The sequence below is a fragment of the Thalassotalea fusca genome (assembly GCF_053485835.1).
In genome coordinates this window covers 169,966-196,073 of record NZ_JBQRUN010000004.1, presented here as the reverse complement: position 1 = coordinate 196,073, position 26,108 = coordinate 169,966, and the positions used below count along the sequence as shown (strand labels likewise).

Annotated in this window: 23 protein-coding genes; 12 read left to right on the top strand and 11 right to left on the bottom strand. The window is 42.3% G+C overall.

The features are described 5' to 3' along the window. Window positions 1-185: 185 nt before the first annotated feature. The 8 genes from hisIE to hisG all read right to left on the bottom strand — a co-directional run bounded on the left by hisIE (window position 186) and on the right by hisG (window position 7,456). Entirely contained in the window at window positions 186-818 is a 633-nt protein-coding gene (gene hisIE, locus ACSLUK_RS06950; protein ID WP_448547817.1) for a bifunctional phosphoribosyl-AMP cyclohydrolase/phosphoribosyl-ATP diphosphatase HisIE, read from the bottom strand. Further along, a complete protein-coding gene (hisF, locus tag ACSLUK_RS06945; protein ID WP_448547816.1) occupies window positions 815-1,588 on the bottom strand; it encodes an imidazole glycerol phosphate synthase subunit HisF in 774 nt (257 codons plus the stop codon). Before hisF ends, hisIE begins: the two co-directional genes overlap by 4 nt. Next, window positions 1,578-2,366, bottom strand: a complete 789-nt coding sequence (hisA, locus tag ACSLUK_RS06940) for a 1-(5-phosphoribosyl)-5-[(5-phosphoribosylamino)methylideneamino]imidazole-4-carboxamide isomerase (protein WP_448547964.1) — start codon at window positions 2,364-2,366, stop codon at window positions 1,578-1,580. Before hisA ends, hisF begins: the two co-directional genes overlap by 11 nt. Window positions 2,367-2,436: 70 nt before the next feature. Next, entirely contained in the window at window positions 2,437-3,066 is a 630-nt protein-coding gene (gene hisH / locus ACSLUK_RS06935) for an imidazole glycerol phosphate synthase subunit HisH (RefSeq protein ID WP_448547815.1), read from the bottom strand. Then, window positions 3,063-4,133 (bottom strand): bifunctional histidinol-phosphatase/imidazoleglycerol-phosphate dehydratase HisB, encoded by a 1,071-nt coding sequence (gene hisB / locus ACSLUK_RS06930; protein ID WP_448547814.1) that lies wholly within the window; start codon window positions 4,131-4,133, stop codon window positions 3,063-3,065. The genes hisH and hisB overlap by 4 nt, the downstream gene beginning before the upstream one ends. A 1-nt stretch (window position 4,134) precedes the next feature. Then, window positions 4,135-5,250, bottom strand: coding sequence for a histidinol-phosphate transaminase (hisC, locus tag ACSLUK_RS06925; protein WP_448547813.1), 1,116 nt, complete (start codon window positions 5,248-5,250; stop codon window positions 4,135-4,137). Then, a complete protein-coding gene (gene hisD, locus ACSLUK_RS06920) occupies window positions 5,250-6,551 on the bottom strand; it encodes a histidinol dehydrogenase (RefSeq protein ID WP_448547812.1) in 1,302 nt (433 codons plus the stop codon). Before hisD ends, hisC begins: the two co-directional genes overlap by 1 nt. Window positions 6,552-6,556: 5 nt before the next feature. Next, window positions 6,557-7,456 carry an ATP phosphoribosyltransferase gene (hisG, locus tag ACSLUK_RS06915; protein ID WP_448547811.1) on the bottom strand — a complete coding sequence of 300 codons (900 nt, stop codon included), beginning with the start codon at window positions 7,454-7,456 and terminating at the stop codon, window positions 6,557-6,559. A gap of 521 nt (window positions 7,457-7,977) precedes the next feature. On the opposite strand from hisG, the gene ACSLUK_RS06910 reads away from it, so the two are divergent. From ACSLUK_RS06910 to fadD, 8 genes are all read left to right on the top strand, one after another. Then, window positions 7,978-8,295: a hypothetical protein gene (locus tag ACSLUK_RS06910; protein WP_448547810.1), complete on the top strand. Its 318-nt coding sequence runs from the start codon at window positions 7,978-7,980 to the stop codon at window positions 8,293-8,295. A gap of 67 nt (window positions 8,296-8,362) precedes the next feature. Further along, window positions 8,363-10,279, top strand: coding sequence for a DNA repair helicase YoaA (yoaA, locus tag ACSLUK_RS06905; RefSeq protein WP_448547809.1), 1,917 nt, complete (start codon window positions 8,363-8,365; stop codon window positions 10,277-10,279). Then, window positions 10,276-10,971 (top strand): tRNA (adenosine(37)-N6)-threonylcarbamoyltransferase complex dimerization subunit type 1 TsaB, encoded by a 696-nt coding sequence (gene tsaB, locus ACSLUK_RS06900; protein ID WP_448547808.1) that lies wholly within the window; start codon window positions 10,276-10,278, stop codon window positions 10,969-10,971. Before yoaA ends, tsaB begins: the two co-directional genes overlap by 4 nt. An 83-nt stretch (window positions 10,972-11,054) precedes the next feature. Continuing rightward, window positions 11,055-11,471, top strand: a complete 417-nt coding sequence (locus tag ACSLUK_RS06895; protein WP_448547807.1) for a hypothetical protein — start codon at window positions 11,055-11,057, stop codon at window positions 11,469-11,471. A gap of 9 nt (window positions 11,472-11,480) precedes the next feature. After that, window positions 11,481-12,161, top strand: coding sequence for a M50 family metallopeptidase (locus tag ACSLUK_RS06890; protein ID WP_448547806.1), 681 nt, complete (start codon window positions 11,481-11,483; stop codon window positions 12,159-12,161). A gap of 52 nt (window positions 12,162-12,213) precedes the next feature. Beyond that, window positions 12,214-12,801, top strand: coding sequence for a Slp family lipoprotein (locus tag ACSLUK_RS06885; protein ID WP_448547805.1), 588 nt, complete (start codon window positions 12,214-12,216; stop codon window positions 12,799-12,801). Next, the gene (locus tag ACSLUK_RS06880; RefSeq protein ID WP_448547804.1) at window positions 12,782-13,660 is read left to right on the top strand and encodes an alpha/beta fold hydrolase; all 879 of its coding nucleotides are present in this window, start codon (window positions 12,782-12,784) and stop codon (window positions 13,658-13,660) included. Before ACSLUK_RS06885 ends, ACSLUK_RS06880 begins: the two co-directional genes overlap by 20 nt. Window positions 13,661-13,842: 182 nt before the next feature. Then, a complete protein-coding gene (gene fadD, locus ACSLUK_RS06875) occupies window positions 13,843-15,498 on the top strand; it encodes a long-chain-fatty-acid--CoA ligase FadD (RefSeq protein WP_448547803.1) in 1,656 nt (551 codons plus the stop codon). Window positions 15,499-15,580: 82 nt separating this feature from the next. Here the strand turns inward: fadD and ACSLUK_RS06870 are convergent, their stop codons facing one another. Next, entirely contained in the window at window positions 15,581-16,318 is a 738-nt protein-coding gene (locus ACSLUK_RS06870) for a YciK family oxidoreductase (RefSeq protein WP_448547802.1), read from the bottom strand. 291 nt (window positions 16,319-16,609) lie between these two features. Here ACSLUK_RS06870 and ACSLUK_RS06865 point away from each other — a divergent pair, with 291 nt between their 5' ends. The 3 genes from ACSLUK_RS06865 (at window position 16,610) to ACSLUK_RS06855 (ending at window position 20,938) form a co-directional block, all read left to right on the top strand. Then, window positions 16,610-19,060 carry a VolA/Pla-1 family phospholipase gene (locus tag ACSLUK_RS06865; protein WP_448547801.1) on the top strand — a complete coding sequence of 817 codons (2,451 nt, stop codon included), beginning with the start codon at window positions 16,610-16,612 and terminating at the stop codon, window positions 19,058-19,060. Between the two features lie 145 nt (window positions 19,061-19,205). Further along, the gene (sohB, locus tag ACSLUK_RS06860; RefSeq protein WP_448547800.1) at window positions 19,206-20,237 is read left to right on the top strand and encodes a protease SohB; all 1,032 of its coding nucleotides are present in this window, start codon (window positions 19,206-19,208) and stop codon (window positions 20,235-20,237) included. A gap of 23 nt (window positions 20,238-20,260) precedes the next feature. After that, window positions 20,261-20,938, top strand: coding sequence for a class I SAM-dependent methyltransferase (locus tag ACSLUK_RS06855; RefSeq protein WP_448547799.1), 678 nt, complete (start codon window positions 20,261-20,263; stop codon window positions 20,936-20,938). Between the two features lie 57 nt (window positions 20,939-20,995). On the opposite strand, the gene ACSLUK_RS06850 is transcribed toward ACSLUK_RS06855, so the two are convergent. Next, a complete protein-coding gene (locus ACSLUK_RS06850) occupies window positions 20,996-22,345 on the bottom strand; it encodes a dicarboxylate/amino acid:cation symporter (RefSeq protein WP_448547798.1) in 1,350 nt (449 codons plus the stop codon). Window positions 22,346-22,515: 170 nt separating this feature from the next. Here ACSLUK_RS06850 and ACSLUK_RS06845 point away from each other — a divergent pair, with 170 nt between their 5' ends. After that, entirely contained in the window at window positions 22,516-24,693 is a 2,178-nt protein-coding gene (locus ACSLUK_RS06845; protein WP_448547797.1) for an Ig-like domain-containing protein, read from the top strand. A gap of 80 nt (window positions 24,694-24,773) precedes the next feature. Here the strand turns inward: ACSLUK_RS06845 and ACSLUK_RS06840 are convergent, their stop codons facing one another. Continuing rightward, window positions 24,774-25,883: an arginase family protein gene (locus ACSLUK_RS06840; RefSeq protein WP_448547796.1), complete on the bottom strand. Its 1,110-nt coding sequence runs from the start codon at window positions 25,881-25,883 to the stop codon at window positions 24,774-24,776. Between the last annotated feature and the right edge of the window lie 225 nt (window positions 25,884-26,108).

The following is a 26,108-nucleotide window of genomic DNA, read 5'->3' as shown; positions in this document are numbered from 1 at the left end:
TTTATGTTTATGAAAACTATTAGCTGTTTATCCTAAATTAGTATGACAATATCCGATAAAGTTCAAACTGAATTAACATTAATTTAACGGTTTTAGGAGCTTAGCAATTATCGCAAAGTGCAGCAATGCATTAGAGTAAAAAAAAGACACCCACAGGTGTCTTTACTTAACATATAAGCCGACGACTATTGCGAACGCTTGCTATGGCGCTGCTGTAATACGGCCATGACTTCGCGCAGGTCGATGTCTTTGTCACGTAGTAATACCAGCGTGTGATAGAACAAATCAGCGCACTCGCCAAGTAGGTCTTCTTTGGTTTCAGCTACTGCTGCAAGTGCTACTTCTACGCCTTCTTCACCAACTTTTTGTGCGATTTTAGTGGTACCTTTGGCAAATAACTGTGCTGTGTAGCTACTTTCTTGCGTGGCATTTGATTGACGGCTGGCGATGATTTGCTCCAGCTCACTCAAGAAATTCTGCTCAGTGAGATTTTGCTCGGGAAAGCAAGATGCTGTTCCTAGGTGGCATGCAGGGCCAATAGGTGAACACGCCAGTAATAAGCTATCTTGGTCACAGTCAGCAAGTATTTGTTGTACATATAAAAAGTTGCCGGATGTTTCACCCTTTTCCCAAAGGCGGTTTTTTGAGCGACTAAAAAACGTTGCTTTTCCCGTCGACAAGGTTTGTGCAAGCGATGCTTCAGACATATAACCTTGCATAAGTACCGCACCCGTTGTGGCGTGCTGGATGATGGCTGGCAGCAAACCGTCCATCTTTTGCCACGCTAATGACGTGATGTTCTCAGCTGTAATTATCATGGTCTAATATTCACTCCTGCGTCGATTAAACGTGCTTTAAGGTCTTTAATCTCAATAATTTGTTTATGAAATACGCTGGCCGCTAGCGCACCGTCAACATCTGCTACATTAAATACGTCAATGAAATGCGCTATCGTGCCCGCACCACCTGAAGCGATTAACGGAATTTGGCAGATACTTCTGATTTTTCGCAATTGCTCAATGTCGTAGCCTTTTCGAACACCGTCTTGGTTCATGCAATTGAGTACAATTTCTCCTGCACCCATAGCCTGTACTTTTTTTACCCAGTCTTCAGTGGTCCACTGGGTTTTGGTGGTTCGACTTTCATCACCGGTAAATTGGTACACTTCGTATTGTTTACTCGATGTTTGATAAAAACTGTCGATTCCCACAACGACACATTGCTGGCCAAATTTATCAGCGAGCCTTGAAATGAGTGTTGGATCGCTCAATGCCGGTGAATTAATGCTGATTTTATCTGCGCCCATTTTTAAAATTTGCTGTGCATCTTGTTCCGTTTTTATTCCTCCCGCTACGCAAAAAGGAATGTCGATGACCTGAGCAATTTTGGCGACCCATGATTTATCGACCACGCGCTGGTCAGAGCTGGCGGTAATGTCATAAAACACCAGTTCATCTGCGCCTTCGTCAGCGTAGCGTTTTGCTAACGGCACAATGTCGCCTATAACTTCGTGATTACGAAACTTAACGCCTTTTACCACTTGACCGTCACGCACATCAAGACAGGGAATTATTCGCTTAGCTAACACAGTCTGCTCCTTGTTGCTTGGATTTTTGGGCGCCACTTTGTTCTTTGTTTTGCCAAAGAGCGATAGCTTGTTCGAGCGTGAATTTACCTTCCAGTAGTGAACGACCTAAAATTACGCCTGCAACGCCCGTTTCTGTTAACGCTGCAATGTCATCAAGTGAACCGATACCACCGGAAGCTTGCCATTCAATATCAGGGTACGCCTGACACAACTCGCGATACATTTCTACGTTTGTCCCTTTTAGGGTGCCATCTTTACTAATATCTGTGCATAACACGTGTTTAACACCCACATCGAGATATTCGTCGAGTAGTGACTCTAGTGTTACACCGCTATCGCTGATCCACCCGTGTGTTGGTAAGGTTTTATTGCCGTTTGCGTCAATTTTAGTATCAAGGGCGAGCACTATGCGTTCTGCACCGTATTTCAAAATCCATTGCTTAACCAACTCAGGCTGTTTTATTGCTAAACTGCCAATCACAGCGCGATCAGCGCCTAGCGTGAAAAGCTGTTGTAGGTCTTTCTCATTGCGGATTCCTCCTCCAACCTGAATGGTAAGGGAAGGGTGTCTAACCAGTGTCGAAAGCAGTTCAATTTGACGGCTATTACTATCTTTTGCCCCATCAAGGTCAACAAAGTGCATAACGGTGGCACCCGCTTTGGCGTAGACCTGTTGGCGCTCCAGTGCAGTATATTGGTAATTGGTTTTTTGATCGTAGTCGCCTTGATATAGCCTGACTACTTCGCCGTTGATTAAGTCAATCGCTGGGATCATCATCATCTTGTTCTCTAGTTTGTTCAATTTGAGCATCGTTTCATTAGTGATTACTCAAGATTGAGGAAATTTATTACATCGTTAAGAAGTTTCGAATAATTCGCTGGCCAACTTGGCTTGAGCGCTCCGGATGAAACTGACAGCCAACAAAGTTATCTTTAGCAATTACCGCAGAAAATGGCTTGCCATAGTCGCAAGACGCAATGGTGAACTCGCTTACAGGCACACCATAACTATGTACAAAATAAACATAATCTTGCTCGGTTAAGCCGTCGAGTACCGGATGCGACTTAATATTGACGAGATTATTCCAGCCCATGTGCGGTAACCGTAGTCCTGCGCTGTCTAGATGAATTACATCAACAGGAATGATATTCAGGCACGCTATCGTTTCTGCGTTTTCTTCAAGCGCGTTCCCTTCCTGTGAGTTTGCTGCCATGAGTTGCATGCCTAAACAAAAGCCCAAAACAGGTTGTGTAAGCTGCTGTAAGGTTTCAACTAAGCCTTTGTTGCGAATATTTTTCATAGCGTGCTGTGCGGTGCCAACACCGGGAAAAATGACTTTGTCAGCGCTTTTAATCTTCTGTGCATCATCGGTAATGGTTGCCTGAAACCCTAGTCGTTCAACGGCATACCAAACAGATGACAAATTGGCACAGCCAGTATCAACAATTACGATTGTAGCCAGTTTTTCGTTACTCATAATGCACCCTTTGAACTTGGTAGTTCGTTGCCTTGTACCGCAACAGCTTGCCTTAGTGCGCGCCCAAATACCTTGAATAGGCTCTCAACCTGATGGTGACAATTGCCTGCAGTGGTTGATAAGTGCAGTGTGATTGCCATGGCGTCGGCAAGCGAGCGGAAAAAGTGCTCAACCATTTGCGTCGACATTTTACCGACCATGTTGTCGGTAAAATTGGCGTCAAATGCCAGCCATGGTCGACCCGATAAGTCGATAGCACACTCAGCTCGACATTCGTCCATTGGCAATACAAAGCCAAATCGTCCAATACCTCGCTTTTCACCCAGCGCTTGTTTTAACGCTTCACCGAGTGCAAGTGCGGTATCTTCGACACTGTGGTGCTCATCAATGTGATAGTCACCATCTACTTTGCAGGTAAGGCTAATGCCACCGTGCGTAGCGATTTGTTCCAGCATGTGATCAAAAAACCCAAGGCCAGTGTTTATGTGAATGTCGCCTGATTTATCCAAGTTAACGGCCACGCTGATATCGGTTTCTTTCGTTGTGCGTACTACATTGGCAGTTCTTGGTCGTAGAAGCAGTTCATCGGCAATGGCAAGCCAATTGTTTTCACTCCTGTTATACAAAATGCCTTTAATGCCCATGTTTTGTGCCAGTTGAATATCGGTTTGACGGTCGCCAATGACATAGGAGTTAGCAAAGTCGATTTTACCGGACTGTAAATAGTCACTCACCAATCCCAGTTTGGGCTTGCGGCAGCTACAATTGTCACGTTCAAAGTGCGGACAAAGTAGTACTTCGTCAAAATTAACACCTTGTGAATCAAATAACGTCATCATGGCGTTATGCGGTAGCTCGAAATCAGCTTGTGGGTAGCTGTCGGTACCTAGACCGTCTTGGTTTGAAACTATGACTAAGCGATATCCAGCTTCCTGAAATCTAAGTAGCACCGGAATAACATTGGGCTCAAATACCAGTTTTTCTAATGAATCTACTTGTTTATCTACCACAGGTTCCTCAATTAACGTACCGTCTCTGTCGATGAATAAAATACGCTGGCGTTTCATATTAAACCTTTTCCTCGTTCAATTGATTCGCCATTACTTTGTTTTTCATGGCGTTACTGATAATTTCTTTAACAATGTTCAACTCTTGCGATGAACCAATACTAATGCGCAGACAATTTGCCAATTGCTGTTGTTTGGATTGATCCCTAATAAGTACATCCTGATCCTTGAGCGTATCAAACAAGTAATCTTTATACGCTGTGCGAAATAAAACAAAATTCGCATTGCTATCAAAAACTTGTTCACACCAGGGCTGGGATCGTAACCATTCGCTTAACGATGCTCTGAGAGTATTACTTTCTTGCACGCGACCTTGCATCTGCATAATCGACTCTACACTCAACGCATTGGCCGCAATTTGAGCAACTGGCGCAGGTACAGGGTAGGGAGCAATAACCTTTGACAATAATTCAATTGTGCTTGGGTTTGCGAGGGTGAAACCACAGCGAAGCCCTGCTAATGCGAATGCCTTTGATAGCGTGCGTAAAACGATGAGATTGTCGTATATGCTTAACCATTTTGTCGCGGAATTTTCTGGGGCGAACTCAATGTAGGCCTCATCTACCACAACCATCGCTTTGTCGGCAAAAAGCTCAATAACGGCTTTTACATCTTGTTCTTGTAACAGGTTACCTGTGGGGTTGCCTGGCGAACAAAGAAACACAACCTTAACTTCATCTTGATACGAGCTAATATCATCAACATTGAGTTGATTGTTTACTAGCGGCGACTCTTTCACCATTGCACCGTGGTTTTCAGCGCTGATGGCATACATACCGTACGTTGGTGGACACACTAAAATGCTGTCTTGATAGGCTCGACAAAAGGTGCGGATGATCAATTCTATGCCTTCGTCTGCACCGCGTGTTGCCAAAATATTTTCAGCAGGTAGTGTGCAATACTGGCTATAGCCCGCTATAAGCTCCGTCGGCTGAAAATCAGGATAACGATTGATACAACTGCCATTAAGTTGATAAACACCTGAGCCTGACGCTTCATTGGCGTTCAACCAAACTTTGCTTTCAAATTCGCCACTGCCGGCATACAAACGACGAGCTGATTGATATGGCACCATGTTATTTAGTTCTGGACGAGCTAATTTATTGGCAACAGACATTATTGTTCCTCCAATCGAATAGTTACAGCACGTTTGTGGGCATCTAATCCTTCAGCATCAGCAAGTTCGGTTATGCAGGCTGCAATGCCTTGTAATCCCTCACGAGAAAGCCGTTGTACCGTGAATCGGCGCGAGAAATCGGCTAACGATAAACTGCTCACTACCTTTGAATAACCATATGTAGGCAACACATGATTGGTGCCACTGGCGTAATCACCAGCAGACTCTGGCGAGTAGGCACCAACAAACACTGACCCTGCATTACGTATGCGGGTTAACAGTAGCTCGTCATTGTCGGTTTGCAAGATCAGGTGTTCTGGGCCGTAACGGTTGGAAACTTGTGCTGCTTGAGCGATATCGGCGGCTAGAATAAGTCGGCTTTGTCGCAGTGCTTGTTGGGCAATGCTCGCGCGCGATAACTGCTTTAACTGCTGTTGAATTTCTTTTTCTACAGAGACAAGCAGACTGCGACTATCTGATATTAAAACAACCTGACTGTCCGCACCGTGCTCGGCTTGCGAAAGTAGATCTGCGGCGACAAACCTTGCATTAGCATTGGCATCAGCGATGACCAAAACTTCTGATGGGCCTGCTGGCATGTCGATAGCAAATCCTGTCACTTGTTGCGCCAATTGTTTTTTGGCTTCAGTGACGTAACGATTCCCTGGCCCAAATATTTTGTTCACTGGTTTTATCGATTGCGTACCATAGGCGAGGGCTGCGCATGCTTGCGCACCACCAATGCGGTAAATTTCATCGATACCGCAAAGGTCAGCAGCTACAAGTACTTCGTCTGCTAGATTGCCGTTACTATCAGGTGGGCAAACTAAAACTTTACGTTGACAATTAACTAGCTGCGCCGGAACACCCAGCATTAATACGGTTGATGGTAATGGTGCGCTACCTGCTGGAATATATAATCCAACACTTTCAATGGCTTCGCTTCTTAGTTCACATTGAATGCCAGGTGAAGTTTCAACACTGATGTTGTTAAACTGTTGTGCCTGATGAAAGCGCTGTATTTGTGCATAAGCAGTTTCAATTGCAGCGAGTCGCTCAGCCGAAATATTGCGTTTTGCCTGTTCGATTTTTTCTTGTGGTACTTCGAGTGTTGGAAGTACAACATTATCGAAATTCTCAGTGAGTTCGAATAATGCTTCGTCACCCTTTTCTTTAACGCGATTGATGATGTTTTTAACTTGGGTTGAAAGCAGCTCACTTTCTTCAATCGCAGGGCGTCTTAACGCGCGTGCTTGATCCAGTGCGCTTAATTCATTCCATTCTATGATGGGGAGTGTCATCGTGGCTACCCCATCATTTTTTCAATTGGCATTACAAGGATAGAATTACAACCTAAGGCATTGAGTGCTTCCATGGTTTCCCAGAAAAACGTTTCGGTAGCTACAACGTGTACTGCTACAATGTCATCACGCCCAGCAAGCGGTAAAATGGTCGGGGTTTCTTTTCCTGGCATAAGTGCACTAACTTCAGCAATTTTATCCTTAGGAGCGTGTAGCATGATGTATTTGCTTTCTTGCGCCTTCATGACTCCTTGAATTCGTGGCAATAGCGTGTCTAGAATCGCTTGCTTCTCTTTAGAAATGGTCGAAGTAGACTGAATAAGTGAGGCATTCGATCTGAAAATCACTTCAACTTCTTTCAGGCCATTGGCTTCTAGTGTGGCTCCGGTTGATACTAAGTCGCAAATGCCATCAGCCAAACCAACTCTAGGCGCTACTTCAACTGAGCCTTTCAATAAACAAAAATCAACATTGATACCATTTTCCCCTGCAAATCGTTTCAGTAACTGCGGGTAAGTCGTCGCGAAGCGTAAGCCGTTTAAACTGTCTAATCCGGTGTAGTTGAATTCTTCTGGCATTACCAATGATAGGCGACAACCACCAAAATTCAGGCCAGATGTTTTTACGTACTCAGAAGGGCTACCTAAGCGTTTTCTTTCAAGTGCGGTTTCTTCGAGCGTGTTGTCGCCCACAATGCCTAAGTCACAAACGCCATCCATTACAAGCCCCGGAATGTCACTGCTGCGTACTCGCATGATGTCAATCGGCATGTTGGTCACGTGTGCAAGTAAGCGACGATCAGATACGTTGAGTTTTAATCCGCAGCGCTTAAGTAGCTGTTGAGTATCGTCACTTAAGCGTCCTGATTTTTGCATAGCAATGCGTAAGCGTGGTTCTGTATTCATAAATTTTCCTATTAATCTCAATAAATTTGTTTCCATTGGGGCAAATAAAAACCCCTGAAAGTGTGAACGCTTTCAGGGGTTGGAAAATGTAACTTATTATTCATCGTATCCACTGAAAGGTTCATTGCCCCTCAGTGAAATACTGAGCAGCTATTTCATATGGTGATGATGATGTAAGGTTGTGCTCAGTATGTTGTTCATGCTTATCTCGCTGCGTGTCTAGTTACGGTTTAGATTGATACAAGGCAATTTGCCAAAACAAGACTATCTATTAAATCCTGTATTCGATACATAGAATTTATCAAGTTGTATAGTCAAGTTGTAATTAAAACTGAACAAACGGTTTTGTTGTTTGTTTGTTTCTTGTTTTTCAATGGTGTTTACATTATCGCGGTTTTATTGTAATCGCAAGCGATGAGTTAACAATTTTTTATACAATTTCGGTCTAAGGTTATAAAGATTTTCGGTTTTATACCGATAATTAAGATATGTATGTGTGCAGTTTTAACTAGGATTGTTGAATGGATATTTTTACGACACAGCTAACACGTGTAGTGCCAGTGCCTATTAAACCAGAAAAGTTGCGGGTTAAAGCGCCTGCCAAAGAAGGAGAAGTGCGTCAGGTAAATAAAGAAAGAAACCCAATTACTGAACTTTCGTATATAGCCGAACGTGAACAAAAAGAAATTTACGAGAAAGATGGTGACCGTCAATCGTCAGGTCAGAAACAAGATAAATTGTCGGATGAACAAACATCGAAAGATTCAGCGAGTCAAAATAAAGAAGCGAAAAAAGATGAAGATGACGAGGATGTACACCACCTTGACATCTATGTTTAACAATTAACACTTTGAAAAAATACAACGCCCCCTATAATAGCGCTACATTTTCTTAATTTGCTTATCTATGACTCCTGTTGAAACGGCTTTTTCTACGTCGGGTATATTGTCAAAAATTATCGAAGGATACGCACCTCGCCAGCCGCAGGTGGATATGGCAATAGAAGTGGAACTTGCGATCGAGCAAAAACATACCCTAGTCGTTGAAGCGGGTACAGGAACAGGAAAAACATTCGCTTATTTGGTTCCTGCTTTGTTGTCAGACAAACGCGTCATTGTGTCAACAGGAACCAAGAACCTACAAGAGCAGTTGTTTCATAAAGATCTTCCTATATTGTTAAAAGCAATGGCAAGTAACGCTCAGGTTGCTTTGCTAAAAGGACGTGCAAATTATTTATGCCAATATCGCCTGGACTTGTATAGGCAGACTCGAGGACAACTTGACGCAGAAATGCTCGCCGATTTTGTCAAAATTCAAACGTGGGCTACGAGTACTTTATCTGGTGACATAGGTGAGCTGGTAAATGTAGCAGAAGGTTCTGCAATATTCCCTTTCGTAACCAGCACAGTTGATAACTGCCTTGCCAAAGATTGTCCTAACATTGAAGAATGTTTTCTAGTTAATGCGCGAAAAAAAGCAATAGACGCTGATGTAGTCGTCGTAAACCACCATTTGTTTTTTGCTGATATGGCGCTTAAAGACACGGGCTTTGGAGAACTTATCCCCGCTGCAGATGTGGTTATTTTTGATGAAGCGCATCAAATACCTGATATTGCCAGTGAATACTTTGGTGAAGCATTTTCAAGTAGACAACTATTAGACTTGTGCTCTGATGTTATTCAGCTATTTAAAACAAGCCTAACTGATGTCAAGCAACTCGGCTTAGCTGCAGAGAAGTTACAGCGTACGACACAAGAATTTCGCTTATTATTCCCTCATGATCCAGAACGCGGTAACTGGCGTGAAAAATTCAGTATTTCGGTATTCAGTAAGCAATTTGCTCTACTTAAGACTGAACTCGATTTTTTATATCAGGTGATTAAGCTGTGTGTCGGGCGCAGTGAAGCAATAGACAGTTGTTTTGAACGTACACTCACGCTATTAGCAAAGTACGAGCTAATGGCGAATGTTGATATTGACGGTATTAGCTTTTGGTACGAAACCACTAGACGTCATGTGGTATTACACCAAACGCCGTTAAGTGTGGCCGATAAATTTAGTCAATATATTGCAGACTCTGATGCGGGCTGGATATTCACATCAGCAACGCTTGCGGTAAATAGTGAGTTTGAACATTTTTCTAGCCAATTAGGATTGTCGAATACCACAGAACTATTGCTAGAAAGTCCATTTGATTATGTAAACCAATCTCAACTCGTTATTCCTCGATATTTACCTGCTGCCAATGATAAACTTCGTGCGCAATCTCTGGCTGATATTGCTCAGCCGTTAATTGAAGCGAGCGAGGGGGCATGTTTTATGTTATTCACCAGTTATCGCATGTTGAATCAAGTTGCAGAGATATTATCGGATCGTTTAACGAGACGGATACTCATTCAAGGGACAATGGGTAAACGAATGTTGCTTGAAGAGTTTGTTTCAGATGAGCAAGCGGTGTTGTTGGCTACGTCGAGCTTTTGGGAAGGTGTTGATGTAAGAGGCGACAAGCTAACTTGTGTTATCATTGACAAACTGCCGTTTGCTTCGCCAGATGAGCCATTGTTACAAGCTCGCTGTGAAGATGCTAGACGCCAAGGCTTAGACCCATTTGCTGAAATTCAGCTGCCGCAAGCGGTAATTACCTTAAAGCAAGGTGTAGGGCGGTTAATTCGTGATGTAAACGACCAAGGGGTGATGGTGATTTGTGATGACAGGCTCGTGAATCGCCCTTATGGTCAAGTATTTTTAAAGAGCTTACCTGATATGCGTAGAACGCGAAATGTAAGTGCAGCTGCAAAGTTTTTAGAAGAGAGATTAAAGTGAAGTATTTAGCAATAGATGCCTCTACCGAAGCTTGTTCCGTGGCATTGAGTGTTGACGGGCATGTAACACATGAATTTGAGCATTGTCCTCAATCTCATAGTTTAGTTTTACTGCCAATGGTAGATCGTGTTCTTAAACAAGCTAAGGTAAGTTTGTCGGAACTCGATGGTATTATTTATGGCCGAGGGCCAGGCAGCTTTACGGGCGTACGTATTGGCATTGGCGTGGTTCAGGGCTTGGCTTTTGCAGCAAATTTACGTTTGGTTGGTGTTTCGACCATGCAAGCCATGGCACAACAAGCCTATAGTGAACATGGTCAAACAAGTGTACTTGCTGCGATCGATGCGCGAATGTCAGAAGTATATACGTGCTTATTTCAAGTAGATGCTGATGGTGTAATGCAACCAGTAACGCAAGAGCAAGTTTTACCGCCTGAACAAGTATCACCAACACTACCAGAAGGTGTTAGTAGTGCATATGCTGTTGGCACGGGCTTTGATGCCTATGCAGATGTGTTGTCGGCACTTAAAGCACAATCTGAATCACCTCAAGTGCTCTATCCAAATGCTAAGGCTATGTTGCCATGCGGCATGGCGTTATTTGAACAAGGTGAAAGTTTAGCGCCAGAAGATGCACAGCCAACGTACGTGAGAGATACTGTTTCGTGGAAAAAATTACCCGGTAGGGAATAATAATTTTCAGCTATAATTACTTTATATTTTGTACTCTATATTTTGTACTTTGTAAATTGTTTGTTTTTTGATAGATTGTTCGTATGCAAATTAATCCTTCTCTACCGCCGGAGTTTGGTCAACAGTCGCTGAATGCTCCGCAGAATGTTAATAATACATCGCAGGTAAACAACCTGCGTGAGCGCGATCGTGTTCAGCAAGGGCAGCGTGCGGAGCGAGATCAAGGCAGAGAAAATGCAAACTCGTCAGCTCGGCAGGAACGATTTGATGTTGACCAACAAAGTCTGGCGCTAGTTGAACAAGAGCAGCAGCGTCGTGCTAATCAGCAAGAGTTACCTCAACAATCATCGCGCGAAAATGAAACAGTTGAGCGCACACAAACGGTTTACGACCAACCTTCACAACAAAACCTATCTGCAGTTTCTGTGTATCAATCGGTGGGTGACCTCGCTCAGCGTGCAAGCATCCAACAGGCATTTGGTGTCGACTTATACGCATAAGCTATTTCAATGACTGAGCTTTCTTCGAATGGATTCATGCACAAATATCGCTTCTGGCTAGTATTCATACTGGCGGCTGCTTTATTGCAGGTGCCTATTATTTCTATTCCGTTCAAATGGTTTGAAAGTTATTTTCACGAAATCAGCCATGGCTTGGCAGCAATTGCAACGGGTGGAGCCATTGTAAAGATTGAATTGTTTCCAAATGGTGCCGGATTGTGTACTACGATGGGCGGTTCTCGCTTCTTCACTAGTTTTATGGGATATGCGGGGGCAGCAATTTGGGGAACGTTACTATATGCCTCTGCCAGCTATCATCAAAGGATGGCACAAGTTGTACATGTGTTAGTTGCTGGCTTATTAGTCTGTTCTTTACTATTTTGGGTACGCGATGTACTCACGTTTGTTATCGTAGCGATTTTGCTTAGCATTGTGCTGCTAAAGTTTAAGTATTCCCATGCCGCGTACTTACAGTTTAGTATGCAATTATTAGGCGCCTTAGTGCTTATCAATAGCTTGTACAGCCCATGGTATTTATTGGCTTACGAGCAGCAAGGTGATAGTGCCACTTTGGCAAATTTGACATTGATACCAGAACTAATTTGGATTGCTATTTGGTTTAGCATTGGCGTAGCAAGCATGGTATTTTTAGCGAAAAATGATCGTGCTAAACAATCAAGCAGCATGTAGAACAATTCAGCCATGCTGCAAATTTAATAATTATTAGTTTAGAGAGCAATATATGCGAATTATTCAGATAGCAGTTGTCGCTATTTTAGTTGGGCTTACAGCCTGTTCAACGCTTCCCGATAAGTTACAAACAGTAGAAGGGGAAACACTTGCTCTATATGCGCAAACCGATTCACAGTACCACAAAAACCTTGGTAAACAAGCACGTTGGGGCGGGGTTATTGCTGACGTTACTAACCTAAAAGATAAAACGATGCTTGAAATTGTCTATTTCCCGCTGGCAAGTTCTGGCAGACCCAAAGTGAAAAATGAAACTGAAGGGCGATTCAGAGCCTATTTCAATGGCTTTCTTGATCCAATGGTATATAAGAAAGGTAAAAGCGTAACAGTGTTGGGACGCGTACAAGAAAAAGTCAGTGGTACCATAGGAGAGCATGAGTACCAATACCCTGTTCTGGCATCAACTTATGTGCATCTCTGGAAAGAAATTCAGCAAGTCGATGTTAGAATTCAGCATCAGCCATTGTGGTTTTCGCCATATCATTGGCATCACCCATATCCTTATGTCAGAACGCCGGTAATTATTAAGTCTTCAGGTCAAACAAAAGGCAGCAAGAATAGTGACAAAGCTATCAAATAGCATTACTGAATATGCTGTTAAGCCTTATCGTATTGACCTAGGCGGCTATACAATTAGCGGCATTGAGAGTGGGAATAGTAATGCGCCCACGCTGGTATGCTTGCATGGCTGGTTAGACAATGCTGCTAGCTTTTTGCCTTTGGTGCCTTGGTTAAGTGACTTTCATGTGATAGCGATTGACTGGCCTGGCCATGGCTTATCTGATCATCGTAGCCATGATGCACACTATCATTTTTTAGACTATGTTTATGATTTATTGCAGTTATGGCAAGTAAATCAATGGTCTGAAGTGCATATTGTTGGCCATTCTATGGGAGGTATGATCGCTACCGCGTTTGCCTCGGCTTTCCCTGAGAAAGTGGCCTCACTAACCTTAATCGATGCATTAGGCTTTATATCATCAGATGAAAAGCAAGCAACCGCTCAGTTAAGAAAAGGGCTATTGAGTCGACTCAAAGTGAATGAGAAAAGTACTTCATCCCCCATAGAATTAGCATCGGCAGTACAGGCAAGAGTTCAGGTGTCAGATTTATCCTATGAGCATGCGAAACTGATCATTGAGCGAGGTTTAAAACCTGTTGAGAACGGGTATGTTTGGCGGTCGGATAAACGGCTCAGGACGATCTCGCCATATCGTTTATCACCATTGCAAGCCGATCAAATATTTGATGATTTAGCGAAACCCACTCAGCTGCTATATGGCAATAAAGGGATGTCATTTGTTTCGGAAGCTATTGCACGATATCGTTCAAAAAATGAGCTGGTGGCGATACATGAACTACAAGGGGGGCATCACGTACATATGGAACAACCACAAAAGTGCGCTGAATTGATCCAGACATTTATTAACGGAAAATAGCTGGTTTTTCGCCCGAAAAATGCAATGATGTACGAAATAACTAGACATGTTGCTTATATTCAAGTAAAAAACCTGATTCAAACAAGTGTTTAAAAATAAAGCGCGCAATTTTACGCAAAAGTAAAATGTATAACATAGAATAAATAGGTGCTTTATTAAGTTCAGTAGATAGGAGACGAATCGTGCAGAAAATTTGGCTGGAAAAGAGTTATCCACCTGGCGTACCCCATGAAATAGATCCCGACAAGTACTCTTCGTTAGTTGATATGTTTAATAAATATGTTGGTATTTACGCAAACCGACCAGCATTTATTAATATGGGCGCAGAAATTACTTTTACTGAACTTGAACAGCAAGCCAAAGCTTTTGCCGCCTATTTACAACAAGAGTTAGGTTTATCTAAGGGTGACAAATTCGCCATTATGGTGCCTAACTGTCTGCAGTATCCTATCGCATTATTTGGTGCGCTTTTAGCGGGTTTAACAGTCGTAAATGTTAATCCACTTTATACTGCGCGTGAACTTGAGCATCAATTGAAAGATTCTGGTGCGAAAGGCATGTTGATCATTGAAAACTTTGCTCACACCTTAGAACAAGTGATTGATAAAACGCCGGTAGAACACGTGATATTAACCTCGTTAGGTGACCGTCTTGGTACACTCAAAGGTACGCTCGTTAATTGTGTCGTTAAATACGTTAAAAAGATGGTGCCGTCGTTTTCATTAAAAAATACGGTGAGATTCAACGCTGTTGTTGCTAAAGGTAGCACGATGCCTTACACACCAGTGTTGTTAACGGGTGAAGACTTAGCGTTCTTACAATATACAGGTGGAACAACTGGCGTATCAAAAGGGGCCATGCTGACTCACCGAAATATGGTCGCTAATCTTGAACAAGCAAAAGCCGCCATTAAACCGCAATTAGAAGAAGGTAAGGAGCTAGTTGTAACCGCACTACCGCTTTACCACATTTTCGCACTTACCGCGAACTGTCTGACCTTTTTAACTTTAGGCGGCTCCAATTTACTTATCACGAATCCGCGAGACATGCCTGGATTTGTAAAAGAGTTGAACAAATATAAGTTTACGGCAATTACGGGGGTGAATACGCTATTCAACGGCCTATTAAACACACCTGGTTTTAGTGATTTAGACTTTAGCAATTTGAAGGTCGCCTTAGGTGGTGGCATGGCCGTACAACGACCAGTTGCTGAAAAGTGGGAGCAAGTAACAAAATCTCGCCTACTAGAAGGATACGGGTTAACTGAATGTGCACCACTTGTGACCTTATGTCCTTATAATCAAACACATTACAGTGGTAGCATTGGTTTACCTGCTTCTTCAACCGACATTAAAATAGTGGATGAAGATGGTCAGGAAGTACCTGTAGGCGAATCAGGGGAGATGTGGGTGAAAGGTCCACAAGTAATGAAAGGCTATTACAATCGTCCTGAAGCAACTGATGAAATATTGAAGGACGGCTGGTTGGCAACGGGCGATATAGCTTGTATGGATGAAAATGGCTTTTTCCGTATCGTAGATCGCAAGAAAGATATGATCATAGTGTCAGGTTTTAATGTGTTTCCAAATGAGATTGAAGAAGTCGCAGTTACACATCCTGGTGTTTTAGAAGCTGCGGCTGTTGGTGTACCACATGAAATTAGTGGCGAAGAAGTGAAATTATTTGTTGTCAAAAAAGACGACAGTATAACCGACAAGGACATCATTGCTCACTGTCGTGAAGGACTAACTAATTATAAGGTGCCAAAACACGTGGAGTTTCGAGCTGAGCTACCTAAAACTAATGTAGGTAAAATTCTGCGAAGAGAGCTACGATAAGCAAAATTGACATAATTTATCCATAAAAAACGCCAGCAACATGCTGGCGTTTTCATTTCATAACTGTAATACCAATTGAATTTTACTGCGCTTTAAGCACCTGCCCATTCACTGACAGGCTATCGTCTGTCATTAAATAGACATACAGCGGCATGATATCTTTAGCGGTTGCAATGGTTGACTTATCTTCACCTGGATAAGCTTTTGCACGCATTGGTGTATTAGTAGCGCCCGGATTGATAGCATTGCTTCTTAAATTACTGTTCTCATATTCGTCAGCGATAATTTGCATCATGCCTTCGGTAGCGAATTTAGACACGCTATACGGTCCCCAAAATGCACGACCTTTATTGCCGACACCTGAAGACGTAAAAACTAGCGAGCCATTGCCAGAAGCGGTAAGAGCAGGGATTAATGCCTGCGCTAACAAGAATTGTGCTTTAGCATTGACTTGCATTACGTCATCCCATATTTGTTCATGGATTTGCGTAAATGGGGTTAACTCTCCTAGCATTGAGGCATTAAGCAGGGCACCATCTAGTCGACCAAATTGACTCATGATCGTTGATACCATATCAATGTAGTTTTGCTTAGTTGCGCCTTTATGATCTAACGGCACAATGGCTGGTTCTGGAGAACCTTGCGCGAGAATTTCATCGTAAACACGTTCCAATTTATCGACTGTTTTACCCAATAATATAACGGTTGCGCCTAATTCGGCGTAGGTTAAAGCGGCTTGTCGGCCAATACCATCTCCGGCACCGGTAACTAAGATGACTTTATCGTTTAAAACATTGGGGGTAATAGCGTAATCGAACATAGACTTATCTGAGCTGCAAAAAATTAACGGTATTCTACTCTGGCGAGGAAAGACTGACGAGGAAAAATTGCCAATAACAGCTACATTGACGATTTTTTTTCCTTTATTCGAAAAAAGCGCTAGCGAAAACCTGATTCTTGCGGTAACTTTAACTGGTCTAACTTGTTTTATTTTGATGTGTTAATAATTCATCTATTTCGAGAATTATTTTGAAGTAGATAATAAAAAAAGTATGTAACGTATTGACAAGTAAAATATAAAAATAAAAAGACTAGTCTATGGGGAGATATAATGAAAAAGCTAGTTCTTGGTTTAGCTGTTGCATCTGCGCTCGGATTATCCGCGTGTGACAGTGAAAGCGTAAAAGATGTTAAAGAAAGTGTCGCCGAAAACGGCCCTGCGGTAACAGCGTCATCGCGGGTTGTTTTTGATCCTTCCAATGGTGTGTTATCCGTTCCAAATGATTTGTTATTTTTAGGAACCACAGACGGCACTTTAAATCTACCTGTAGATGATCCTTCGAATGAAGCAGATCCATTTGTTGCATTGAGTGCATTAGATGGCTGGTCAACAGTTAATCCTTTTGTCATCGAACTATCATTTCCTGATGGTCGTACTTTAGATGGGGACTCGGTATTCAATCCTGAATCAGTGCGTGTTTTTGAAGCTATCATGGGCGGCGATACCAGTGATGCTGATTGTGCCTCACTTGAACGTGGTTTAGCGTGTAAGATTGTAAGAGAGCTAACCTACATTAGTGAATTTGCAACGCAAAAGTCTGGTGACAGTGTCGCTGTTGTACCTACTGCACCGTTAAAACCAAAAACAACCTACATTTTGGTCATGACGGACAAGCTAAAAGATAGCTCTGGTAAATCAGTTGCACCATCAACTACCTATGAACTTGTTAAACAAGACATTACAACCAACCCATTGGCAACTGAATCTCAGCTCGCGCTACAAGGATTGGTTAATAGCTTTGAAAGCGCGGTAGCTGGTGAAGGTGTTGACAAATCGACAATTATTTACAGCATGGCGATGACAACACAGTCGACTTCTGATGTGTTGATGACCTATAAATCTCTTTTAGCGGGTAATTTAGCATTAGGTCAATTCCCTGCAATTGGCGTTGCTGACACTGGTTTATCTGTAGCAGACGCATTAGCGGGACAAATTCCTGCAGAAGCAGTTCCATTGTATTCTGCGGCAAATTTAATGGCGGGTACAATTGAATTGCCATATTACTTAGGTGTTCCTTCACCTGCTAACCCTATGGCTCCGGTAAATGAATGGTGGACTAGCCAGTGTGATTCAGGCGCGATGCTTGCCGCACTTGCTGCAGCTAATCCAGGAGCAATTCCAGCAGATCCTGTCAGTGTTTCAGACGCAAAATGTATGGCTGTATCTCAAGCAGCTAATTTGCCAGCACCAGGGCTACGTGATTTACGTGGTGTAATCGATTTAGATACAGAGCGCAATTTGACGCGTTATAGTCCTGTACCTGAAGCTACCGTAGAAAACATGACTATTCATGTTCAAATGACTACGCCTGATATTAACTGGGTCAATGCAGTGCGTGCAGCTCAGCCGGAACTAGGTTTACCACAAATTACCGAAATGCCTGAAAATGGCTGGCCTGTAGTTATCCTTCAGCATGGTATTACGTCTAAGAAAGAAGACATGTTACCTATGACTGGCTTGTTGTCTTTGTACGGCATGGCAACGGTTGCTATAAACCACCCATTACACGGTGATCCATCGTTAGGACCAACGGCTGGCAGTCGCGGTTTTGACTTGAATGGTGACGGCGTTGACGATATTAATGCATCAACAGTTTCTGCAACGCATTACATGAATCTAGCGTCATTATTGACGACGCGTGATAACCTAAGACAAAGTACTGCTGATATGGTTGGCTTGCGTTTCGGTCTTAACTTTTTAGGGGGTGTTGATAGTGATGGCAACCCAATTAAAGTAGATAGTTCGCAAGTGCATTTCCTTGGCCATTCATTAGGGGCTATTACAGGGATTAATTTTATGGCGTTAACGAATACGTCTCTAGATCCTGCGGTTGACCCAATGTTTAAAGTACAGACTAACTCGTTGGCAATGCCTGGTATTATGGTTGCTAACTTCTTATTTGAATCGGGTGCGTTTGGTAACCTGATCAAAGCTAATTTAACCTACAATGCGGTAGAGTCGTTTAAGGCGTTAGTTGATACGAATTTCCCTCAAGGTGCTACGGAAGAGCAATTGGTTGCAACATACTTGGCGTTCTATGCAAGTTTAGATGATGCAACTAAAGCACAAATTGATGGTATCTTCAGCCAATTTGCATTTGCTGCACAAACGGTAACCGACTCAGGTGATCCAATTAACTACACGTCAATGATGCGCGCAACACAAACGCCAACGCATTTAATTGAAGTAGTAGGAGATGGTGCTGACAACCTTTCTGATCAAGTGATTCCTAACAGTGTTGCTACTGCGCCACTGGCTGGTACAGAAGGGGCAATTGCATTGCTTGGATTATCTGGTGTAAGTGAAACGACTCAAGGTTCTGGTGCCGTTAGATTTACTAAAGGTCATCATGGTTCGATCCTAGATCCAAGACCAAATGACGCCGCTCCTGATCCGATGGCGACTGGCGCAGCGACTTTAGAAATGCAATCACAAGTAACTGGATTCTTCGCTTCAATGGGGCAGTTGATCCAAGTGACAAATACTGACGTTGTACAGTAAATTAACCAAAACGAATTAAAGCCCTCATCTGAGGGCTTTTTTTATGGTAATTTATCCCCACATTGGTAAATATTAAGCGCAACCAACTTAGAGTTGTTTGACAGTAAACCAGTCAGCTGGTTTTGAATTCATTCAGGAGAGACTTTTGGAATTTTTATACGAGTATGGAATATTCCTTGCCAAAGCCGTAACGATTGTTGCTGCGGTAGGGGCTATTATCGCAATCATTACTGTTTCAGCCAGCCGTCAAGCGCATAAAAAAGGTGATTTGGAGATTACCGACTTATCGGAAGAGTTTGAGCACACAAAACAACAAATTACAGATTACTTGCTGACAAAAGAGCAATTAAAAGAAATAGAGAAAGAAGAAAAGAAAAAGGCAAAAGCTGCTAAAAAGAAAAAGGGCGAAAGCAAAGACGAAGACAACAAGCGCCTTTTCGTTGTGGATTTTAAAGGCAGTATTGATGCAAAAGAGGTTGCATCGCTTCGAGAAGAAATTAGTGCCATTTTGTCTGTTGCCAATGAGAAAGATGAAGTATTGGTTCGTTTAGAAACTGGTGGCGGCATGGTACATGGATATGGTTTGGCTTCATCTCAACTCGATCGCGTGCGCCAAGCTGGGGTTCCTCTAACGATCGCAGTGGATAAAGTTGCCGCTAGCGGTGGTTATATGATGGCATGTGTAGGTAATAAAATCATTAGTGCACCTTTTGCTATTTTAGGCTCTATCGGTGTCATCGCACAGATCCCTAACTTCAACAAAATTTTAAAGAAAAATGACGTTGATTTTGAAATGTTAACAGCTGGAGAGTACAAACGTACATTAACTATGTTTGGTGAGAATACTGATAAGGGGCGCCAAAAGTTTATGGAAGAGTTAGAACAAACCCATGAGCTTTTTAAAGAATTTATCAATGAGCGCAGGCCTGAGTTAGATATTACAAAGGTAGCTACTGGCGAAACATGGTTTGGTACTAAAGCATTAGAAATGGGCTTAGTTGATAAAATTCAAACGAGCGATGATTACCTTCACGGAGCAGACGAAAATACGAAAATTTTGGCTGTTAAATATGTGACTAAAAAAGGCCTGGCAGAAAAACTATCGTCAGCTGCAACTATGTCGATTGAAAATGTAATTGGCAAATTGTGGCAGAATAACCGAATTTTTCCGAGTTAATTCATACAGAACACATATAGTAAATGAAACAGAATTTTTGGCATGCAGTATGGGAAAGGGATAGTATTGGATTTCATCAAGATGCAGTACATCCATTCCTTGTTAAACACAGCGCTAGTTTATTTAATCAGTCGTTGGGAAGCTTAAACAACTCAGTACATTGTGAAAATATATTAGTGCCGCTATGTGGAAAGTCGTTAGACATTGTTTGGTTGGCTCAGTACTTCAATGTGATTGGGACTGAGTTGAGTGATATAGCTTGTCGAGATTTTTTCAAAGAGCACCAATTGACGCCAAATGTTTTACCATCGCCACCGCATACACTTTATCAGTTTGAGAACATCACGTTATGGCAAGGTGATCATTTCAAATTACCGATGGGGCAATTGCCAAAACTTGATTGGATATACGATCGAGCGGCACTCATTGCTCTACCTAAAGAAATGCAAATAGACTATGTGAAGCACCTACTCACTTTTATTGATGCAGGTGCTAGTTTATTATTAGTTTCCTTAGAATTCCCTCAAAATCAGCTTGAGGGGCCTCCATTTCCTGTATTTAAGGATGATGTGAACCCATTGTTTAGTGGATATAGCATTGAAGAACTCGACCAACACGAACTACCAGATAAGCAATTCGCTCGACGTCGTTTTGATGTGGACTACTTAATTGAACGACTGTATTTGATTAAGAAACTCTAAAAAATGGATAATAAAAAAGGCGCTGATGCGCCTTTCTTGTTTGCTAGAAAAAGCAACTTACTCACTTTTCTCATGCTTCAAATTATGAAAATCAATTTCTTCGATGTCTTTTCCGGCGTTTTCATCAAGAAAAACTTCTTTGTCAAACTGACCTTCCGTTTTACCTACGATTAATGTCACCATACTATCACCTGTTACGTTGACTGCTGTTCGCGTCATATCTAATAAGCGGTCGACACCGATAATCAGCGCAATACCTTCTACAGGCAAACCTACCTGATTAAGTACCATGGCCAGCATGATAAGCCCTACGCCGGGTACTCCTGCAGTACCAATAGATGCTAATGTCGCCGTAAGAATAACAGTAAGGTAATCAGATACTGATAAATCAACATTGAATACTTGCGCGATGAATACCGTGGCAACACCTTGCATAATGGCTGTGCCATCCATGTTAATGGTGGCACCCAATGGGACGGTAAAAGACGCAATAGAGTTTTTAACACCAAGCTTTTTGGTAGCGGTTTCTAAGGTGACAGGAATCGTCGCGTTACTACTTGCTGTAGAAAAAGCAAAAAGCATGGCATCTCGCATTTTTCTTAAGAATAAGATTGGGTTCAATCCTGCAAATATACGTAGCAGTATTGAGTAAGTTATTGTGCCATGAAGAATCAGGGCAACAAATACTACTAGGAAGTACACAATCAAATTGCCGAACGTGCTTAACGATAAATCAGTAAATAGGCTGGCTAATAGACAAAATACACCGTATGGCGCTAGGTTCATCAAAATAGTAACAAGGCGCATTACTACTTCGTTTAGGTCTGAAAATAAACTAGCAACACGTTCACCGGCTTTGCCTGATAGAGCGATTGCAATACCAAACAAAATAGCAAATACAATCACTTGTAACATGTTACCGTTTGCAAACGCAGCAAATGGGTTACTTGGGAACATTTGAATGAGTACTTGCGCAAGCGATGGTGCTTCTCGGCTTTCGAATGCGGTATCAGTGGGCATATTAACGCCTTCACCTGGACCTACTAGCAATGCTAATGTCATCGCGAATGTGATAGCTATTGCGGTTGTAATCAGATACAAACCGATAGACTTACCACCGATTCTTCCCAGCTTAGTGGTGTCTTGCAGTGAGCAAATACCACAAACTAGAGAAACAAATACGAGCGGTACCACAAGCATTCTAAGTGACGCAATGAAAATCTGGCCAATAACTTCAAATACGCCATCAACAAAGAATCCACGCATTGAAAAATCAAATAAACCAAGCGGGATGATAAAGTCGCCACCGTTTGGCATAAGCAATTGCAACAATGTGCCAATTGCAATACCGGCAATCATGCCAATAACAATTTTAGTTGTAAGACTGGTTTGTTTATTTTTTGTCATATAATTATTGTAGTTTGGGGAGTTTTTTGACTTCCTGATAGGGTAACAGCAATTAATCGGATTAAAAACCTATCAATACAGGGTTTTTTGCATTTGATAGTGACCTTTTTCAAATTTATCGGTTAATATGAATATGTTGACTACAAAAAAAGATCAGGGAGATGCTAAATATGGCGCTACTTCAACGCTTCAGTTTTATACTGCTTTTCGCAACTTTAATCGGTTGTGGTGGCGGTGATGGTGGTCTGAGTGATGGTGGGGGTGACGACGGCGGAACTGTAGATACCCCGATCGTAATCAGTCTCTCAATTTCAGATACTAATGTTACAGAGTTGTCACCTGCGACGATTACTGCAACTGTTAGCCAAGGTACAACCGCTTTAGAGGGGCTACTTGTTACCTTTTCAATAGATAATAGTAGTTTGGGTTTTTTCACACCTGAGGCTGGCACTGCCAGAACGAATAGTGATGGTGTAGCCAGTATAGTGTTAAATGCTGGCGAGCAAGCGGGTGCTGGACAAGTCACCGCGTCGTTGGGTTCAGGCGAATCGGCAAGTATCACGTTTGATAGTCAAGGTGTAACCGATGCTGTTGTTCGCATAGGTAGTGGCGACCCTTTTGTTGAAGGCGTTGCAGGAATTAGCTTATCGCAAATATCAGCCGGTGGTACGTCAGTTGTTTCAGTGTCAATCGTTGATGAACAAGGTGCGTTCTTTACCGAATCAGTTGAACTGGAATTTACCTCTGTTTGTGCGGAAGAAGAAGTGCCTTCGTCGACGTTAAGTTCGCCAGTTGTAACAACGAACGGGCAGGCAACGAGTACCTATTTGGCTAAAGGTTGTGTAGGTGATGACCCTATTACTGTTAATGCCATCGTGAATGGGCAAAATTTGCGCGCAATAGGTACTATTAATGTACTTCCTGCAGACGTAGGTAGTGTTGAATTTGTTTCGGCTACACCCACATTTATTGCAATTCAAGGAACCGGAAGTAGTGAGCGCCCGGAAAACTCAACGGTTGTCTTTAGGGTATTAGATACCAATGGTAACCCAGTAAACAACCAAGATGTTACGTTCTCGCTTAGTAGTGATACGGGTGAAATTCAATTGAATCCATTATCGGCGACGACTAATAATGAAGGGTTAGTGCAAACTGTCGTAAATTCTGGCACTGTTGCTCGGGCTATTAGAGTTGTAGCTCAAGTTACGGGGAGTGATCCAGTTATACAAACTCTATCAAGTGAGCTTAAGATTTCCACCGGATTACCAGATCAAGATAGTATTAGTTTATCTGCGGATTTAATTAACCCTGAAGCATGGGATTTAGATGGTGCAGAAGTGAGAATTACAGCTCGATTGGCTGATGCTTTTAACAATCCTCCGCCTCCTACAACGGTTGTTTTCAAAACTGAAGGTGGCTCGATTGAAGAGCTAGGGCAAGAAGCAACATGTGTTACAGGGGGTGACGGATCATGTTCAGTTACATGGAGAAGTCAATACCCTCGCCCGGAAGGTCATGTGTTAGGGGATGCTAATAACGTTGACCATAAGCCCGAAGTGATAAATACAATGGGGCAAAAATATGGCGGGCGTGTAACAGTAACAGCAACGGCAATTGGGGAAGAGTCATTCCCAGATTTAAATGGTAATGGTCGATTCGATGTATGTGAAGTCCCAGCGTTTACTGGTGGTGTAGGCAAACCATGTGATGCGAACGGAAACTTTGATGAGAGTAAAGCTGATATTGTTTATTCTGGTAATGATGTTAGTGGTAATCCATATGATGTAGGAGAAGCTTATCATGACTATAATGAGGACGGTTTTTTTAACCCTGGAGAAGAAGACCCAGCAGAACAAGCCGGCGGCGAGCTTGAAGAGTTAGAAGACTTTAATAAGAATGGCTTATATGACCCTAAAGATGGAAAGTACAACGGTGTACTATGTGCTATACCTGCACATGACGGTTGTTCTGATGTCAAATCTATTGATGTCAGAAGCTCTATTGTATTAGTTATGTCGGGTACTACACCAATAATAACTACATCAGATCCGGCTGACGGCGTTCTCGTTATTGAAGGAGAAAGCACTGAGAGTGCAACAGTAATTATTGCAGACTTACACAATCAACCAATGCCAGCAGGAACCAAAATAACATTTGATTCGACAGTTGGTAGCGTTGTGGCAGGCGCTGATCAGGATTGGGGAAATGATAACCACAATGGTGGTGCTGCATATTCTGCACTTATTAAAGGTGAAAAAGAGCCTAAAACAGGAGTACTGACAGTTACCGTGGAAGTACCTAGTGGAGCAAAAATTACGTATATTGTTGCTAACATTGTTATAAATTAAGCATAGAGACTTGATAAGTCATAAAAAAACGCCGTATCAATTGATACGGCGTTTTTATATTGGATGAAAATTTTATTGAATTAACGCTTATCCATCTCACTCAACAAGAAAGCAGAGATTTCAGCGCCAACTTTCAATGTTTGTTCTGCACTGCTTGCACCTCGACCAGAGCTGTCAGTAAATGGTGCGATTTCCATCATGTCAGCACCTGTAATCGGGTATTTAGCACCTAGCTGGCGTAGGATATCCATTGCTTCTTCTGGATATAAACCGTCAGGTTCTGGAGTTCCTGTGGCTGAGGCAAAGCTGTCATCAATTGCATCAATGTCAAAACTTACATAAAGCTCATCGATATTCTCTGCTTCTAATTGTGCAAGGATTTTATCGATAATAGATTGAACGCCGTTTTCTCTTACTTCGTGTGCCCAATGTTGTACTACACCAAATGTGCCTTCCCAATGCGATTTAGGTTTGCCGCTCGAACGAATACCAATTTGAATCAGGTGACTGTTGTCATGTAAATCATCAAGAATGTGAGTACACCAAGATCCGAAGCATAAATCGATGCCTAGGCGCTCTACTAATAAATCTGTGTGCGCATCGAAATGAATGATTGCTGCGCGCTTACCTTGTTTTTTCTTAGCTTGTAAATACGCCTTAGTAAGCGGATAGCTGTTTGAATGATCTCCACCAATACCAAATATGCCTTTTTGTGGAAAAACAGCGTAGAAGTCGTGTAACACGTCTTCAGTAATGGTTAAAGGGCTTACTGCATAGTCACTTTCGGGATCTTGATAAAGCGCCTTTCGACAATTGGTGATTGTTGGATCATTTAAATACTTGTCATGTAACAGATGAGGAATAATTCGAACGTCACCCATATCAAACGCATTTAACGCAGGGTACTGTTCAAGTAGTGTTGTACGAACAAAGAGTGGTCCCCAGTTTGCGCCACGCAAAATACCGCCGCCACAATCAGAGGCTATGCCCATAATAACGGCATTTGACGATGTTGGTAATTGTTCAAGAGACTCATGCCAAACGGATTCCACATTTTCTGTTTGACCATACAGCGTATTATGAAGTTTTTCTTTACGTTCTTTACCTGTGTTTACGGTAAAAACGCCGTTGCCTGGTGGGCAAAGGCATTGCTTTAGCTTTTGATTTAAAGAATTCCAGGGAGTTGTCATAATTTGTCTCTTTTGCTTACTAGCCATTTGTAGCTATTCATTGTGAGGGTACAGCGATACCTCAACCTAAGTGTATTTTGTTTTAATATATAGGCAATGTGAATATCATCATGAGATATATCGACCACAAATTAGTAATCGCCTCTTACGTTTTCGGACAAAGTCCATTATGATGGCGCCGAAAACGAACACATTATAACTAAAAGCTGTAATAACGCGAACTGA

Coding starts and splice junctions, on each gene's coding strand:
- hisIE (WP_448547817.1), bottom strand. CDS start 818: ATGATAATTACAGCTGAGAACATCACGTCATTAGCGTGGCAAAAGATG.
- hisA (WP_448547964.1), bottom strand. CDS start 2,366: ATGATGATCCCAGCGATTGACTTAATCAACGGCGAAGTAGTCAGGCTA.
- hisH (WP_448547815.1), bottom strand. CDS start 3,066: ATGAGTAACGAAAAACTGGCTACAATCGTAATTGTTGATACTGGCTGT.
- hisB (WP_448547814.1), bottom strand. CDS start 4,133: ATGAAACGCCAGCGTATTTTATTCATCGACAGAGACGGTACGTTAATT.
- hisC (WP_448547813.1), bottom strand. CDS start 5,250: ATGTCTGTTGCCAATAAATTAGCTCGTCCAGAACTAAATAACATGGTG.
- hisD (WP_448547812.1), bottom strand. CDS start 6,551: ATGACACTCCCCATCATAGAATGGAATGAATTAAGCGCACTGGATCAA.
- hisG (WP_448547811.1), bottom strand. CDS start 7,456: ATGAATACAGAACCACGCTTACGCATTGCTATGCAAAAATCAGGACGC.
- ACSLUK_RS06910 (WP_448547810.1), top strand. CDS start 7,978: ATGGATATTTTTACGACACAGCTAACACGTGTAGTGCCAGTGCCTATT.
- yoaA (WP_448547809.1), top strand. CDS start 8,363: ATGACTCCTGTTGAAACGGCTTTTTCTACGTCGGGTATATTGTCAAAA.
- ACSLUK_RS06895 (WP_448547807.1), top strand. CDS start 11,055: ATGCAAATTAATCCTTCTCTACCGCCGGAGTTTGGTCAACAGTCGCTG.
- ACSLUK_RS06890 (WP_448547806.1), top strand. CDS start 11,481: ATGACTGAGCTTTCTTCGAATGGATTCATGCACAAATATCGCTTCTGG.
- ACSLUK_RS06885 (WP_448547805.1), top strand. CDS start 12,214: ATGCGAATTATTCAGATAGCAGTTGTCGCTATTTTAGTTGGGCTTACA.
- ACSLUK_RS06870 (WP_448547802.1), bottom strand. CDS start 16,318: ATGTTCGATTACGCTATTACCCCCAATGTTTTAAACGATAAAGTCATC.
- ACSLUK_RS06865 (WP_448547801.1), top strand. CDS start 16,610: ATGAAAAAGCTAGTTCTTGGTTTAGCTGTTGCATCTGCGCTCGGATTA.
- ACSLUK_RS06855 (WP_448547799.1), top strand. CDS start 20,261: ATGAAACAGAATTTTTGGCATGCAGTATGGGAAAGGGATAGTATTGGA.
- ACSLUK_RS06850 (WP_448547798.1), bottom strand. CDS start 22,345: ATGACAAAAAATAAACAAACCAGTCTTACAACTAAAATTGTTATTGGC.
- ACSLUK_RS06845 (WP_448547797.1), top strand. CDS start 22,516: ATGGCGCTACTTCAACGCTTCAGTTTTATACTGCTTTTCGCAACTTTA.
- ACSLUK_RS06840 (WP_448547796.1), bottom strand. CDS start 25,883: ATGACAACTCCCTGGAATTCTTTAAATCAAAAGCTAAAGCAATGCCTT.